This is a genomic window from Vibrio sp. YIC-376 (assembly GCF_052353105.1).
Classification (GTDB): Bacteria; Pseudomonadota; Gammaproteobacteria; order Enterobacterales; family Vibrionaceae; genus Vibrio.
In genome coordinates this window covers 76,141-91,007 of the sequence record NZ_JBBWFK010000007.1, presented here as the reverse complement: position 1 = coordinate 91,007, position 14,867 = coordinate 76,141, and the positions used below count along the sequence as shown (strand labels likewise).

The 14,867-nt window shown below is 45.5% G+C and carries 14 protein-coding genes; 8 read left to right on the top strand and 6 right to left on the bottom strand.

Annotated elements, in window-relative coordinates; genetic code table 11:
• Positions 1 to 59: 59 nt before the first annotated feature.
• The 3 genes from WJM94_RS14535 to WJM94_RS14525 all read left to right on the top strand — a co-directional run bounded on the left by WJM94_RS14535 (position 60) and on the right by WJM94_RS14525 (position 1,817).
• Complete coding sequence (locus tag WJM94_RS14535) at positions 60 to 371, top strand: c-type cytochrome (RefSeq protein ID WP_444494911.1); 312 nt, start codon at positions 60 to 62, stop codon at positions 369 to 371.
• A gap of 177 nt (positions 372 to 548) precedes the next feature.
• The gene (gene glnB, locus WJM94_RS14530) at positions 549 to 887 is read left to right on the top strand and encodes a nitrogen regulatory protein P-II (protein WP_444494910.1); all 339 of its coding nucleotides are present in this window, start codon (positions 549 to 551) and stop codon (positions 885 to 887) included.
• Between the two features lie 84 nt (positions 888 to 971).
• Positions 972 to 1,817 carry an endonuclease/exonuclease/phosphatase family protein gene (locus tag WJM94_RS14525; protein WP_444494909.1) on the top strand — a complete coding sequence of 282 codons (846 nt, stop codon included), beginning with the start codon at positions 972 to 974 and terminating at the stop codon, positions 1,815 to 1,817.
• On the opposite strand, the gene WJM94_RS14520 is transcribed toward WJM94_RS14525, so the two are convergent.
• The 3 genes from WJM94_RS14520 to gloB all read right to left on the bottom strand — a co-directional run bounded on the left by WJM94_RS14520 (position 1,814) and on the right by gloB (position 5,093).
• Positions 1,814 to 2,500: a YIP1 family protein gene (locus tag WJM94_RS14520; protein WP_444494908.1), complete on the bottom strand. Its 687-nt coding sequence runs from the start codon at positions 2,498 to 2,500 to the stop codon at positions 1,814 to 1,816. The genes WJM94_RS14525 and WJM94_RS14520 overlap by 4 nt on opposite strands.
• Complete coding sequence (locus WJM94_RS14515; protein ID WP_444494907.1) at positions 2,497 to 4,080, bottom strand: LysM peptidoglycan-binding domain-containing protein; 1,584 nt, start codon at positions 4,078 to 4,080, stop codon at positions 2,497 to 2,499. The genes WJM94_RS14520 and WJM94_RS14515 overlap by 4 nt, the downstream gene beginning before the upstream one ends.
• Before the next feature lie 254 nt (positions 4,081 to 4,334).
• Positions 4,335 to 5,093: a hydroxyacylglutathione hydrolase gene (gloB, locus tag WJM94_RS14510; RefSeq protein ID WP_444494906.1), complete on the bottom strand. Its 759-nt coding sequence runs from the start codon at positions 5,091 to 5,093 to the stop codon at positions 4,335 to 4,337.
• A gap of 37 nt (positions 5,094 to 5,130) precedes the next feature.
• Between gloB and WJM94_RS14505 the strand changes: the two genes are divergently transcribed.
• Positions 5,131 to 5,886 (top strand): class I SAM-dependent methyltransferase, encoded by a 756-nt coding sequence (locus tag WJM94_RS14505; RefSeq protein ID WP_444494905.1) that lies wholly within the window; start codon positions 5,131 to 5,133, stop codon positions 5,884 to 5,886.
• Here WJM94_RS14505 and rnhA read toward each other — a convergent pair.
• Positions 5,883 to 6,347 (bottom strand): ribonuclease HI, encoded by a 465-nt coding sequence (gene rnhA, locus WJM94_RS14500; RefSeq protein WP_444494904.1) that lies wholly within the window; start codon positions 6,345 to 6,347, stop codon positions 5,883 to 5,885. The genes WJM94_RS14505 and rnhA overlap by 4 nt on opposite strands.
• A 58-nt stretch (positions 6,348 to 6,405) precedes the next feature.
• Between rnhA and dnaQ the strand changes: the two genes are divergently transcribed.
• Together dnaQ and WJM94_RS14490 are read left to right on the top strand one after the other, a co-directional pair.
• Complete coding sequence (dnaQ, locus tag WJM94_RS14495) at positions 6,406 to 7,128, top strand: DNA polymerase III subunit epsilon (RefSeq protein WP_444494903.1); 723 nt, start codon at positions 6,406 to 6,408, stop codon at positions 7,126 to 7,128.
• An 8-nt stretch (positions 7,129 to 7,136) separates the two neighbouring features.
• Positions 7,137 to 8,387, top strand: a complete 1,251-nt coding sequence (locus WJM94_RS14490; RefSeq protein ID WP_444494902.1) for a TIGR03503 family protein — start codon at positions 7,137 to 7,139, stop codon at positions 8,385 to 8,387.
• 99 nt (positions 8,388 to 8,486) lie between these two features.
• On the opposite strand, the gene WJM94_RS14485 is transcribed toward WJM94_RS14490, so the two are convergent.
• The gene (locus WJM94_RS14485) at positions 8,487 to 10,250 is read right to left on the bottom strand and encodes a SulP family inorganic anion transporter (protein WP_444494901.1); all 1,764 of its coding nucleotides are present in this window, start codon (positions 10,248 to 10,250) and stop codon (positions 8,487 to 8,489) included.
• 317 nt (positions 10,251 to 10,567) lie between these two features.
• Positions 10,568 to 13,012 carry an acyl-CoA dehydrogenase FadE gene (gene fadE, locus WJM94_RS14480; RefSeq protein WP_444494900.1) on the bottom strand — a complete coding sequence of 815 codons (2,445 nt, stop codon included), beginning with the start codon at positions 13,010 to 13,012 and terminating at the stop codon, positions 10,568 to 10,570.
• A gap of 356 nt (positions 13,013 to 13,368) precedes the next feature.
• Here fadE and lpcA point away from each other — a divergent pair, with 356 nt between their 5' ends.
• The gene (gene lpcA, locus WJM94_RS14475; RefSeq protein ID WP_444494899.1) at positions 13,369 to 13,944 is read left to right on the top strand and encodes a D-sedoheptulose 7-phosphate isomerase; all 576 of its coding nucleotides are present in this window, start codon (positions 13,369 to 13,371) and stop codon (positions 13,942 to 13,944) included.
• A 49-nt stretch (positions 13,945 to 13,993) separates the two neighbouring features.
• On the top strand, positions 13,994 to 14,839 hold the full coding sequence (locus WJM94_RS14470; protein WP_444494898.1) for a class II glutamine amidotransferase: 846 nt from the start codon (positions 13,994 to 13,996) through the stop codon (positions 14,837 to 14,839).
• Positions 14,840 to 14,867: the final 28 nt, after the last annotated feature.

The window sequence follows — 14,867 nt, the reverse complement described above, 5'->3', positions numbered from 1 at the left end:
TACATGCCACAATATCGAATATAAAATGTATGTCTATATTCAAATAATTAGGTGAAGCAATGAAGAAAGCAATGATGGGCGCAATGGTCGCGTTAACCATGTTATCAGGACAGGCATTCGCGGCGGGCGATGCTACTGCAGGGCAGGCAAAATCGGCAGTGTGTGCAGCATGTCATGGTGCTGGTGGTATGGCAACCATTCCTGGATACCCAAACCTGAAGGGTCAGAATGCACAGTACATCATGAGCTCAATTAATGCGTACAAAAACAAAGAGCGTAATGGTGGGCTTTCTGCAATCATGCAGGCTCAAGCTTCGCTACTTTCTGATGATGATATCGCAAACCTAGCGGCATACTACTCTAGTTTATAGTCGGTTCGACCGGAACGCATGTTGTTCAAAGCCAGAGCAGTGCTCTGGCTTTGCTATTTTTGCGCTAATAAACTTCATCAAACTCAAGATTTTACAACACCGAATTGACACAAAGATTGAATGTTGTAACTCGGTAAACGATAATATCCGCATACGATTAAAGCTTAAGGGATGAACATGAAGAAGATTGAAGCGATTATCAAACCATTTAAACTGGATGATGTTCGAGAAGCGTTAGCTGAAGTTGGCATCACAGGGATGACCGTTTCTGAAGTCAAAGGTTTTGGTCGTCAGAAAGGTCACACAGAACTGTACCGTGGTGCAGAATACATGGTTGATTTCCTGCCTAAAGTGAAACTGGAAATCGTAGTCAATGAAGATGTCGCTGATAAGTGCGTCGAAACCATCATTGAAACCGCGCAAACAGGGAAAATTGGTGACGGTAAGATTTTCGTTACTGATATAGAGCGTGTTATCCGTATTCGTACTGGCGAAGAAGACGAAGACGCGATTTAAATTTCACTACGAATTTATTATTGATTAAGCTAAAAGGGAGCCTCAAATGGCTCCTTTTTTATTACATATTTTAGGTAAGACCTCATGTTTAAGCGTTTTGTCCTGGCGATAGTCTTTTTTTTCATGGCGGTGGTGCTTGGTTTTCAAATCATCTTTACGGTGCCGGATCAACCGCAAATTATCACGCAAACTGGCGAAGAGATTACCGAAGATATTCAATGTATCGAGTTTAGTGACTCGCAGGTAGTAGATAAAAACGGTGAGCTCAATGTTTTAGTTTGGAACATTTACAAGCAAGGCAAAGACAACTGGCAAAGTGCACTTGATGCACTGTCTGCCGATAAGCAATTGTTATTACTGCAAGAAGCCAGCATGACAGAGTCGTTTAAACAGTGGCTGGTGGATGGTCACTGGATGAGTAATCAGGTAAGTGCGTTTAAAGCATTGGGGAGTGGGGCTGGTGTTATTAATGTCGCGCAAAAACTGCCTGAGAAAGCCTGCGCATATACATCAACAGAGCCGTGGTTACGCTTACCCAAATCTGCACTGTACAGTCAGTATCGATTGAGCAATGGTGAAACTCTCGCGGTTGTTAATATACATGCGATTAACTTCACCGTTGGCACGGATGAATACAGTTCTCAGATTTCCGCACTTGAGATATTAGTCAAACAACACACTGGTCCTATTTTATTTGCTGGCGATTTCAACAGTTGGAACGAATACCGATTGGATGCGATGAAGCAAGCTTTACAACAGGCAGACCTGCAAGAAGTAACGTTTGAACCGGATCATAGAACGCAGTTCATTACCGGGCAGCGACTCGATCATGTCTTTTATCGTGGTTTAGTACTGAAAAACGCAAAAGCGCCACAGAGCGACGCTTCCGATCATAATCCATTAATGGTGTCGTTTACCCTGGACGATTAGGTTGCGACGATATAAAGCGCCCAAATCACGTAGAACATCACCCATGGCAGGCTGGCAATAACCAATGCCTGTCCACGTTCAAACTCAGTCCAGGTCAGTACGACGCCGTAACCTAAAACAACGTACCAAGGCAATAGCAATGGCAGAGAGCTTGCAAAGTGACACCATTCATTGGTTAGCGGCAACTTCAGTAAGCCATTCAGACTGTTGAGATCCGCAGCGTATGTCATCACTTCACCATGCTTAAGTAACAAGCTTGCGTAGCTTGCAATGTCACCAAGCACTGCCGGAAACAGAATGGCACAAGAAGCGGCAAACCACTTCCAGTATCCGTACTGCTGTTTGCTTGCTTTGGTCGCAAGGAAGAACCAAAGTGCAAGTAGCAGTAGCGTAGCCAAGCGATTAACAACGTCATTGATGATCGCCCCAGCCATTAATGTGTTTGGCTCCAACAAATCGATCTGCTGAGGATCGATTTGTTGGAATTGAGCGGTAAGTTGTTCACTTAGCCAAGTGAAATCAACGTTTGAGAAGTACGCACCCCAAAACAAGAATGGGCTGATCATCAATAGGATGAAAGGTTGCCATCCCCAGCCGCCACGTTGGTATAACGCTAAGAAGCATGATGTTGGTGAACGGAATATGTCTAACAACATTACAAGCGGATTGCTTGATGGGGTCATACACTTACCTTGGTTACATCAACGTACAACTTTAGTTTTTGACCTGGCTTTAGGTACTTCTTCTTTTGAAGAGAATTCCATTTCACAATGTCATTACTTTTCACTTTAAACTTACTTGCGATACCACTGATGGTGTCGCCAGAACGCACATTGTAGAAAACGGTACGAATAACCGCGTCATCAGAAGCATTCTTCCAAATTACGATTTTTTGCCCTTTTTTCAAGGTGTCTTTTGGTCCCATGCCATTCCACTTAGCAAGAGATTTGTACGAGACACTATTGTCATGAGCAATTGACCATAAGCTTTCACCTGACTGCACCACATGTGTCAGTTTCAGTTGACCATGTTCTTTAGATTGTGTCTTGCTTAAACGGTTATCCGCTGATAATGCGTATTTAGAATCATCTTTAGTCGATGTTGGGATCAGTAGGTTTTGGCCAATGCGAATATTATCATTCGACAGACCATTAGCACGACGGATCACTTTCGTTGTAGTGCCATACTTCTGAGCTAGTCGACCAAGTGAGTCACCCGATTTTACTTTGTAACGAGCAACTTTAACGCCTTTACCGCGGTTTTGATTTACCTGAGCGAGGAACACATCCTTCTTTTCTACAGGAATCAACAGCTTTTGTGGGCCATCTGGTGAGGTAGACCACTGGTTATAAGCCGGGTTATAGCTTTGCAGCTCCTTTACACCGATACCTGCGTAGTCCGCCGCAATAGCTAAGTCGAGCTGCTCTTTAGGGTCGACAAGCGTTAGTACAGGTTTATTTGGGATAGCCGGAATGTTAAGGCCATACTTATCCTGGTTCGCGATCACATCAGCAAGTGCTAATAGTTTCGGCAGATAGCTGCTGGTCTCCTTTGGTAAATCCAAAGAGAAAAAGTCAAGCGACTTACCATTACTTTTGTTTTTACGGATTGCTTTTGCTACACGGCCACCACCGCTGTTGTATGCAGCGATTGAATGCTCCCAGTTACCATCAAATTGTTTGTTTAACTGTTCAAGGTAGTCTAATGCGGCCTCGGTAGAGGCTGCCACATCGCGGCGTCCGTCATACCAGTAATTTTGCTCAAGGCCCATCATTTTTCCTGTGCCTGGAACAAATTGCCAAAGACCAGCCGCACTGCCGTGTGAATAGGCGAAAGCATCGAACGAGCTCTCAACTACTGGCAGCAAGGCCAGCTCCATTGGTAAGCCACGCTTTTCAATCTTTTCCGCTATCATGTACAGAAACGGTTCTGCACGTTGTGACACTGTTTTTAAATGATTAGGGTGTTTTAGATACCAAGTACGGTAGTAGTTCACCGTCTTGTTGTTTGGGATGTCCATTTCAAGTTGCATGGCGATACGTTGCCATACATCTTCTTGTTCCTGAGGAGAAAGCACCTTCGGCGTAGCCTTGACATTCTTCTTTGTCAAAGATTGCTTACTTTGTGCTTGTTCCTTAGCTGCTTTTTGTTTTGCAACTAGCTCTGATTTGTTGGTTTCTGGAGTTGCTGTTGTTGAATCTGGAGATGTCATCTGACAACCAGATAGCAATAACGCCAACGCCAAACTGTACTTCAAACGCATGGATTCAGCCTATTTAGGGCCTTTTTATCTTCTCCAGCCTGTCGCGTAGCATGTGCTACGTGGCAATCGCAAGATAATAGACATATTTCTTTAAACACTAATAAAAGAGGTTAAAAGCCTCTTTGTATGCAATGGATGGCATGTAAATAGTTTTATATGCTATCCCAAAAACACAGAGAAGCATGAATGGCGCTTCTCTGGAAAAACAATCCATGATAATACTGGGGTCTTGTAAACTTACAAGTAAAAATTGGTTAAAATTCGTTCTTCCACTCTCTTAATGCAGTAAAAACTGAGCATGGATCGCTATTTTTTATGCGAGTTGTCACAGATTTAATGACATCTGGAGTAGTGGTTCTCAAAAATGGATTGATCCATTTCTCTTGACGTAATGTTGTCGGAAGAGTGGGGATATTCATCGCACGTAGTCGGTTTACATCATCACGATATTGGCGAAGTTGCTCATTATCTGGCTCGACAGCCAGAGCAAAGGCAACGTTACTCGCTGTGTACTCATGTGCACAGTAGATTTGGGTCTCTTCCGGCAGAGCTGCAATTTTACTCAGTGACTCAAACATCTGCGCTGGCGTACCTTCAAAAATGCGTCCACAACCTGCTGAAAATAGCACATCACCACAAAATAGCTTGCCATCACCTACGTAACCAATATGACCTAACGTATGACCCGGCAAGCCCAGAACCATGAATATTTCACCGAAGATTTCTAACTTGTCGCCTTCTTCCATCGGAGCGGATAATGTCGGGATTGGTTCTGCTTTTGGACCTACAACTGTTACGTCAGGAAAGGCGCGAACCAAATCGGAAACACCGCCAATGTGATCATTGTGGTGGTGTGTAATCATGATTGCTTCTAAAGTTAACTCGTTAGCCTGCAAATACTCTAATACAGGTTTTGCATCACCCGGATCCACGACGGCACAGCGCTTATCGTTATTTTGTATCAGCCAGATGTAATTATCATTAAATGCGGGTATGCTTTTGATATCTAACACGATTCGTTCTCCGTTACCCAAATTAGTCAGGTGGTTAATGAAACCAGCACTCAGCAACAAAACTTTACCGCACCCGTCGACTTGGTCTGATATGAACAATGGTCCTTGGGTGCTTGAGTCAATCCAAACCCGGTTTGATGAGTGGTGTCCGAAACTCTTCGGTTACCATATGCTCAAACTGGGCGGGTTGAGCTGTGAGCTAACCAGCTGTAATTGTAATATTCAACACCAAGTCAACGTAGATATCCAGAACCCGTTGCATAATGTGATTGCAGATGGTTACGAATTACCCTTTTTGGAGAAAAGCTTTGATGTAGTAATTTTGGCTCATCAGCTTGACTACGCAAGTGATCCGCACCGTTTGCTGAGGGAAGTGGACAGAGTCATGATGGATGATGGCTACTTGATTATTACCGGATTTAACCCATTTAGTTTTACTGGCCTGGCGAGTCTGTTTCCTTGGCGAAAAAATAACTTGCCCTGGAGTGGACGAATGTTTTCATCTAACCGGGTACAGGACTGGTTAGGGCTGTTGAACTATCAGGTGATTCATCGTGATCGATATTCGTTTTTCCCAATGACACGCTATCGTACGATGTGGACGTGGTTGGAAAACAGTTTAGGCGATTGGGCATCACCAGCGGGCAGTTTATACTACATTGTTGCCCGCAAACGAACTTACCCTCTCAAACCTATCAAGCCACACTGGCGTTTAAAGAAAAAACTCACGCCGCTGGGTGTGATGAATCGAGAGGGGGCTGGAGTGAAAAAGTTATCGAGTGATAAGCGTTAAGACGCTTGATAACCGGTATCTTCGTCTGTAGGGTTCTCTGCTGCAGTTCTCGCGAGTTCATCACAAATTTCGTTCTCTCTGTGACCTGCGTGGCCTTTTACCCAGTGCCAGTCTATTTGGTGACGCGCGGTCTCTTTATCTAGTGCTTGCCATAAGTCGGCATTTTTTACCGGTTTTTTATCGGCTGTTTTCCAGCCACGTTTTTTCCAGTTATGTATCCATTGGGTGATCCCTTGGCGGACATACTGGCTGTCGGTAGTTAAGGTGACTTTACAAGGCTCCTTGAGGGTCTGCAGTGCAACGACTGCCGCCAGCATTTCCATGCGGTTATTCGTCGTGAGCGTATAGCCTTTTGAAAGTGTTTTTTCCACTGCCTTGTAGCGTAAAACAATGCCGTAACCACCAGGTCCTGGGTTACCTAAACAAGATCCGTCAGTGAAAATCTCAACGTGTTTGGTCATATTTTTGGTACTATTAGCCGAAACATTTAATAAAGCATAGTCTGACATACATAACCTTATGAATACCAGCAGCAATTCTGAACATAGTCGCATTGTCGTACTCGATACCGAAACCACAGGTATGAACCAAGAAGGTGGCCCTCACTACTTGGGGCACCGAATTATCGAAATTGGTGCCGTGGAGATCATTAACCGTAAACTGACTGGCCGTCACTTCCACGTCTATTTAAAGCCAGATCGTGAAATTCAATCAGAAGCGGTTGAGGTTCACGGTATTACTGATGAATTCTTGGTTGATAAACCCGATTATGCGAGCGTTCACCAAGAGTTCCTCGACTTTATCAAAGGTGCCGAGCTCGTTGCTCATAACGCCCCCTTCGATACCGGCTTTATGGACTACGAGTTCGAAATGCTCGATCCAAAAATCGGTAAAACAGATGATTTCTGTAAGGTGACCGATACGCTGGCCATGGCGAAGAAAATCTTCCCGGGTAAGCGAAATAACCTCGATATCTTATGTGAACGTTACGGCATTGATAACTCTCACCGAACCCTTCACGGGGCTTTGCTCGATGCGGAGATTCTGGCTGACGTTTATTTGTTAATGACCGGTGGCCAAACAAGCCTTGAATTTAACGCCAACAAACAAGAGGGTGGTGTAGAAAGCGTTCGCCGTGTTGAGGGAAGAAAAGCGCTAAAGGTTTTGCGAGCAAGTGCCGATGAATTAGATGCACACCAGAAAAGATTAGAACTGGTGAATAATTGTCTCTGGCATCAATAGGAGAAGCTATGTTGAGGGCTTTGTTGGCTGCAGTTCTGGCTATCTGGGCTTGTTTTGCAAGTGCTGCGAATGAGTCCACCATGTCTTTGTTAGATAACCGCTTTCGTGTCGATCCAAGTATCGAACAAATCACCTTTCTGGTTTATCGTGAACAAAGTTCTCAACCTGTTGTTTTAGTGCGCCCTGACGGTAAAAAATATTATGCCTGGGGAGCATACGATGATGTGCGCTGGTATCAGGAACCCTCGCTCGATATCGTCTCAATTGATAAGCCGATGGCAGGCCCCTGGCAAGCGGTAGGTAAAGTCACTCCCAAAAACAACGTCCGTTTAATTTCTCATTTAAGGTTAAGTACAGACGTTTTTCCTAACCACCTATATAATGGTGAAGCGATTAAGTTTACCGCTCGCCTCACGTCAGATGATAAACCACTTGTTCTCAGAGACTTTCTCGACCGTGTAAACCTGCGCGTGACCTTCACTAAGTTTATCGAAAACGAAGATGAGCTGATTAAAGAAGCTCGCCCCGTACCATTAGTCGTTGGTGAGTTTACCGATGATGGCCGTGATTTAGACGAACAAGCTGGCGATGGCGTCTTTACTGTCCAGCTGCCTATTGAAGTGGAGCCGGGAAAATATCGCGCGCGTATTACTTCAGGGAACGGTGTGTTTTTACGCGCCCAAGAGCAGGTGGTGCTGGTCTATCCGAATCCGATATCTCGTACTTTCATTCAATCGCGTGATGTTAACCAAGCCCATCAGCTGGTGGTCAGTGGAGAGCAGGGGATGATTGCACCTGGCTCGTTGGCGGTGAGTGTTGAACAGAACGCACCTGATGGTTTTAAAAGTTATAGCCAAGGTATCGTTTCTCAGGATGGTATGAAAACTACACTGAATTTAGATAACGATTCCGAGTTGGGTAAGTACTCATGGCATGGCAATATCTTCGCAACTGATTTCGCCACGCAACGTGCATTGGTTTTTCCAATCCAAGAACAAACATTCAGTGTGGTTGATGAAGTTGACCTAGAAACGGCTCGTAAAGCCAAAGAAGCCGAACTTGCAGAGCAGCACCGAATCGAGAGAGAAAAGCGCGTCATCGCCGAGCGTGAGGCCGAACGGAAGCGCAGCGTGATCATTATTGCTGTCGGTAACGTGGTGATGTTGCTATTGGGTATCTTGGTTTGGCTGGCGTGGCGTAAGCTGAAAGCCAAAAGAGATGCCATACCCGAGATGCAGCTACAAATGCCGAAAAGCTAGATACAAGAAAGCGGAGCCTATTGGTTCCGCTTTTGTTTTAGAGTGTATTTACGTTCTCTTCGTTGATTAAAAGTAGCGCTTTAATGACAATATTGGCAATTAAGCGACTTCGGGGATCGGCTTCGGAGTTGGTTCCAAATCGGGTTCTTTTTGCACGGCGGGTACTTGTCCTTCGCCGACGGCATTGATGTAGCAGCCACTGAGTTTTATCGCGAGATACATATCTGCACGGAGTAAGATGCCGCCTTCGCTGGTGCTGATGCCCGTTAGTTCGCACCATTGACGTAAACGTCGTTTACGCCCAGCCAGAATTAAACGTATCCCCCGTTTTTTTAAGATTTCGTGAATGTCTGATAATGTTGCCATCACACTTAAATCTAGGTGGGTAAAGCTTGATACCGCATCCACGATGACACAACTTACATCCTTGGTATGTTCTGCCTGCTCTAGTATACGGCGCTTAAAGTAGGCGGCATTAAAATAGGTAAGTGGTGAGTTAAAACGATAAATCACCATTCCCGGAATTGGCGTCGCTTTGCCTGTGTCATCAACGGAGCGAATGGTACCTTCGTCATCTAAGCCAAGGATCTGATCGCTGGGACGCATGACGATACGCAAAAATTGAAACAGTCCCAAAAGTACGGCTAACGTAATTCCCGGAATCACGCCAATCACCAACACGGAAACAAAAGTGGTGACTGCGAGATAAAAGGCGTCTTTGTCGCGCTTTCTTAACGTCCATATCCCTTTAAGATCGAGTAACGACAACGACGCTATGATCAATACCACCCCGAGTGAAGCAATAGGGATAAACTGTAAAGGCTCATAGATAAAAACAGCAATTACCGCGATGGTGAGTGCTGCAATGATGGATACCAGTTGTGTTTTCCCGCCATTGGCGTCATTTACTGCGGTGCGAGAGTCAGCACCACTGATAGCGAAGCCTTGTGAAAACGCAGAAGCAATATTGGCAAACCCTAGGGCTCTGAACTCTTTGTTGGCATCTATGTCATAACCGTTTTTTGCTGCGAAACTGCGAGCCGTGAGCATCATGCTGACAAAGCTTACAATGGCAAGGTTCAAGGCGGGTACGACTAATTCACGCACTTCACCCAGTTCAAATTTAGGCGTTTGAAATTGAGGAAAACCGCCTTGAGTGAGTCCGACAACGGAAACGCCCATGTCTTGTAAATGCAGCAACCACACGGAAGCGGTCGTGATCAGAATAGCCAGCATTGCGGCAGGCCAGGATGGTCGAAAGCGCTTGGTGACCAGATACACAACAAGAGTAGAGATGCTTAATGTTACTGTTGGCCAGTGAAGTTCAGCTAAGCGTTGAGGTGCTTCCCACAAGCGTTCCAAGAGGTAACGTTGCTCGTATCGCCATCCGACTATTTTCGAAAACTGGCTAACAATGATGGTGAGCGCGACACCGTTGAGCAGGCCAAGAAGTATTGGACGAGAGAGGAAATCAGCAAAAATACCCAATTTGAAGCGGCTCGCCAGCACACACCAAATGCCGGTCATTGCCGTCATGGTCATCACTAACTGCCAGTGTTTGGTCGGATCGCCTGCAGCAAGAGGTGTAACGACAGCTGCAATCACCGCACAGGTTGCAGCATCAGGGCCCACGATGAGTTGTCGGGATGTGCCCATCATGGCATAAACCAACATTGGCAACACGCATGAATAGAGGCCAACAATAGCAGAAACACCGGTTAATTGTGCATAGGCGATAGCGACGGGTAAGGCAACAGCAACGACAGAAAAAGCAGAACGAATGTCATTTGTGAGCCATTCACGTTGGTAATTCTTGAGTTGTTGGAAACCTGGAAACCACTGGGAGAAGAATATTTTGACCAATAGATTTACCCTATGTGTGGTTAAGTTACTGTAAAGTATACATCGTCCTGTAGAACCTTCTGTGAGCTGTTTATCAGTCAATTCGTGTGAATGTCGTTTGGACGGTTTTATCTCAAGTGAGAGAGTAACGCTAGAGAGCGTTAGGTCGGAACTGATAATTATATTGGCTCTCATTGATAAACGTTCATAGAACCATAGCCGCATTGCTTTGCATGGTGGGGGATGAATTCTTTCATCATCATTGACGTTATCAAATGCACAACAAAAACGGGAGCCACTTGGCTCCCGCTTATTTTATTGAACAATACTTGATGTACTTAGGCAACGTTATCCATCTGAGGATAGCTTGGCTTTGCTGCCAACAGTTCAGGAGCAAAGTCATCGACATTGATGGTATCTAAGCGGTGCTGCTCTGCTTCTCTTAGCAGCTCAGCTTCTTCGTCAGTAATGATACCTTGCTTCAATCCTTCCTCTGCAATCATGTCCAGGCGCAAGAACGGACGACGTTTGCCTTGTGCTTTACAGACTTTGTCAAACACAGGCTCCGCTTGCAGAATCACAGACAGTGCCAACTCAATCTTACCCGCAGGGTTGTGCTCTGTTGGCTCCAGATACTGACCGCGACCAATGCGGGAGCGTGTTGCACTCGGTGTTTGCAGAATACGAGCGACTTTGCTGTCGAGTTTATCGCTTGGCGCTTTGCGCACACGACCAAATGGCATGATAAATACGCGAAGTACTCGGCCAATCGCTTTGTTCGGGAAGTTCGCCAGGAACTCATCAATTGCAATTTCAGCTTGCTTCAAACTGTCTTGCAATCCCCAGTGAACTAATGGCAAATCTTCCACCGGGCGGCCATCTTGATCAAAGCGTTTTAGGGCTGCTGAACTCAAGTAAAGTTGACTTAGGATGTCACCAAGACGCGCAGACAGACGCTCTTTACGTTTCAACGAACCGCCAAGCACAGCCATAGAAATATCAGACATAAGTGCTAAGTTTGCGCTGTAGCGGTTGAGTTGCTGGTAGTAACGCTTGGTCGCGTCTTTGGTTGGTGATGATGAACCAAGGCCATCGCTCAAACCAAACCAAATGCTTCGTACAAGGTTACTCATGGTGAAGCTGACATGACCAGCAAGCGCTTTATCAAACTTCTCAACGGCATTACTTTCTTCAGAATATGCCGCGTTCATTTCTTCTAGAACGTATGGATGACAACGAATTGCACCCTGACCAAAGATAATCATAGAGCGAGTGAGAATATTGGCACCCTCTACGGTCACTGCAATTGGTGAACCTTGGTAGCCACGTGCCAGAAAGTTAGAAGGACCAATGCAGATACCTTTACCACCGACGATGTCCATTGCATCGATGATGCTTTGTTGTCCGCGGTGAGTACAGTGGTACTTCACAATCGCTGAAATGACTGACGGTTTCTCTCCAAGGTCGATACCAGCCACCGTTAAGTTACTAGCTGCATCCATTACATAAGCGTTCCCGCCGATGCGTGCCAATGGTTCTTCAATGCCTTCCATGTGTCCGATAGGCTGTTTGAACTGACGGCGAATACGTGAGTAAGCACCCGTTGCCAGTGCCGCTGTTTTGATGCCTCCGGTTGAGTTTGAAGGCAGGGTAATACCACGCCCGACGGACAAACACTCAACAAGCATGCGCCATCCCTGACCTGCCATCTTCTCACCACCAATAATGAAATCGATAGGAACGAAGATATCTTTACCGCGTGTCGGGCCGTTCTGGAATGGGACGTTAAGCGGGAAGTGGCGGTTACCAATCTCTACGCCTTTCACGTTGGTTGGGATTAGCGCACAAGTGATACCAAGGTCTTCTTTGTCACCAAGTAGGCCTTCTGGATCGCGCAGTTTAAAAGCAAGACCAAGCACGGTCGCCACAGGTGCGAGGGTGATGTAACGTTTATTCCATGTCAGGCGCATGCCCAATACTTCTTTGCCTTCCCACTGACCTTTACACACAACACCGTAGTCTGGGATAGAACCCGCATCAGAACCAGCTTCTGGGCTGGTTAGGGCGAAACATGGGATCTCTTTGCCTTCAGCCAGGCGAGGTAAGTAGTAGTTTTTCTGTTCTTCTGTACCGTAGTGTTGTAGCAATTCACCTGGACCTAATGAGTTAGGAACACCAACGGTAGAAGACAGAACGCCAGAAACGCCAGTCAGCTTTTGTAGAACAAGTGATTGTGCGTAAGCAGAGAACTCCAGACCACCGTATTTCTTCTTGATGATCATGGCGAAGAACTTGTTGTCTTTCAGGTATTGCCATACCTCTGGTGGCAAGTCAGCAAGCTCATGAGTGACCTGAAAGTCGTTCACCATAGCGCACACTTCGTTGACCGGGCCATTTAGAAAAGCCTGCTCCTCAGCACTCAGTTTAGGTGTGCGGATAGCATGTAGTTTTTGCCATTCAGGTTTACCTTTAAAGAGCTCGGCTTCCCACCAAACGGTTCCCGCATCCAAGGCCTCTTTCTCTGTTTGAGACATAGCCGGCAGGACTTTTTTGAAAACCGCCAAAGCCTTACGACTGATAAGAGATTGGCGAACTCCCGATATAGCAAAAACGGCGAGAGCAAGAATGTAAATTGCCCAGCCAATAAAGCCAACAGCACCAGCGATTGTCAGCACTAACATTGCAGCGGTTAGAAGGCTGACGGATTTTACGAGTGGCATTCGGTGATAGAGCGTAATCCCTAAGACGATTGTCATCGCAATGATTGAAAGCAAGATGTCCATATGTGTTTTCCTTTTCAGACTTTATAAGTGTTGTACGTCTGTATTCTGATAAGAGGTCTAACCAGTTCTTATAATTGTAATCAGAATATTAATAAAATGTAAAACTCGAGATTGGATAAAAAGTGATCCATGTAGAGTAAAAAGTCTAAAATTGCGATTTGGGTGCTGTTTTCTTAAGCACTTTACTAAGTTTATTACTTCCACCAATCCAAATCTGTTGCTTCGCTATCGACACTAATTCTCGTTTATGGGTAAACTCTCAGTAACGAAATGTCCGGTGCCAGATTGGCATCAGAACACTGTTCCAAGGTAATGCGGATGCACGCCGATGGTCGAAATAATAAAGAGAACGTCTTATGTACCAAGATCTGATTAGAAGTGAATTGAACGAAGCTGCTGAAGTGCTCAACAAATTTTTAAGCGATGACCATAACATTGCTCAAATTGAAGCGGCTGCGAAATTGATTGCGGATTCTTTTAAACAAGAAGGCAAGGTGCTGTCATGCGGTAACGGTGGTTCACATTGTGATGCAATGCACTTTGCTGAAGAGTTGACAGGTCGCTACCGTGACAATCGTCCGGGCTACGCAGGTATTGCGATTTCTGACCCGAGCCACCTTTCTTGTGTGAGTAACGATTTTGGCTACGATTTTGTATTCTCTCGCTATGTTGAAGCGGTTGGCCGTAAAGGCGATGTCTTGTTTGGTTTGTCGACATCTGGTAACTCAGGCAATATTCTTAAAGCAATTGAAGCTGCTAAAGCAAAAGGCATGAAGACCATTGCACTGACGGGCAAAGACGGCGGAAAAATGGCGGGTCTGGCCGACGTTGAAATTCGTGTACCTCACTTTGGCTACGCTGACCGTATTCAGGAAGTGCACATTAAGATTATTCACATCATCATTCAACTAATTGAGAAAGAGATGGAATAAGTTTTTCGCAGCCTCTTTTGGGCTGTATAGGTAAGGAGTTCGTTAAACCATGTGTGAATTGCTCGGCATGAGCGCCAATGTTCCAACGGATATCTGTTTCAGCTTCACAGGGTTGATGCAGCGTGGAGGCAGAACTGGCCCACACCGTGATGGCTGGGGAATCACTTTCTATGAAGGGAAAGGTTTTAGGACTTTTAAAGATCCTACGCCAAGTTGCGATTCCAAAATAGCTGAACTGGTTCAGAACTATCCGATCAAAAGCCGTGCGGTTGTCAGTCATATTCGTCAGGCGAATCGTGGCGGAGTCAATTTAGAAAATACTCACCCATTCACACGCGAATTGTGGGGTAAGTATTGGACATTTGCTCACAATGGTCAGTTGTCTGATTATCAGGATCTCTACACAGGACGGCATCGTCCGGTAGGTCAGACCGACAGTGAACTGGCGTTTTGTTGGTTGCTTAAGCAAATGGAAGAAAGATATCCAGAGCCTCCTGAGGATATGGAATCGGTCTTTCTTTATATTGCTGAATGTTGTGATCTGCTGAGAGAGAAAGGCGTGTTCAATATGCTGCTCAGTGATGGTGAATATGTGATGACCTATTGCACTAATCATCTGTATTGGATCACGCGACGCGCACCATTTGGTAAAGCCGCATTACTTGATGAAGATGTGGAGATTAACTTCCAGGAAGAGACCACACCGAACGATATTGTGTCAGTGATTGCTACTCAACCTCTGACAGGTAATGAAGCATGGCAGCGAATGAAGCCAGGCGAATATGGTCTGTTTCATTTAGGAGAGCTAATGAAGAACAATGCTCATGAGCTCACCAATGTGCCGTTTGCAGCGCCAAAGCCGGGTAATCAAGCTCCGACCGAACCGCTAGAATAATCAATTCTTTCTAGCTAATTATAAGGCA

Bases quoted from the DNA above. Each gene is read 5' to 3' on its own strand.
- WJM94_RS14490 (WP_444494902.1), top strand. From the start codon at position 7,137: ATGTTGAGGGCTTTGTTGGCTGCAGTTCTGGCTATCTGGGCTTGTTTT.
- WJM94_RS14515 (WP_444494907.1), bottom strand. From the start codon at position 4,080: ATGCGTTTGAAGTACAGTTTGGCGTTGGCGTTATTGCTATCTGGTTGT.
- WJM94_RS14470 (WP_444494898.1), top strand. From the start codon at position 13,994: ATGTGTGAATTGCTCGGCATGAGCGCCAATGTTCCAACGGATATCTGT.
- WJM94_RS14535 (WP_444494911.1), top strand. From the start codon at position 60: ATGAAGAAAGCAATGATGGGCGCAATGGTCGCGTTAACCATGTTATCA.
- glnB (WP_444494910.1), top strand. From the start codon at position 549: ATGAAGAAGATTGAAGCGATTATCAAACCATTTAAACTGGATGATGTT.
- WJM94_RS14520 (WP_444494908.1), bottom strand. From the start codon at position 2,500: ATGACCCCATCAAGCAATCCGCTTGTAATGTTGTTAGACATATTCCGT.
- rnhA (WP_444494904.1), bottom strand. From the start codon at position 6,347: ATGACCAAACACGTTGAGATTTTCACTGACGGATCTTGTTTAGGTAAC.
- WJM94_RS14505 (WP_444494905.1), top strand. From the start codon at position 5,131: ATGAAACCAGCACTCAGCAACAAAACTTTACCGCACCCGTCGACTTGG.
- WJM94_RS14525 (WP_444494909.1), top strand. From the start codon at position 972: ATGTTTAAGCGTTTTGTCCTGGCGATAGTCTTTTTTTTCATGGCGGTG.
- dnaQ (WP_444494903.1), top strand. From the start codon at position 6,406: ATGAATACCAGCAGCAATTCTGAACATAGTCGCATTGTCGTACTCGAT.
- fadE (WP_444494900.1), bottom strand. From the start codon at position 13,012: ATGGACATCTTGCTTTCAATCATTGCGATGACAATCGTCTTAGGGATT.
- lpcA (WP_444494899.1), top strand. From the start codon at position 13,369: ATGTACCAAGATCTGATTAGAAGTGAATTGAACGAAGCTGCTGAAGTG.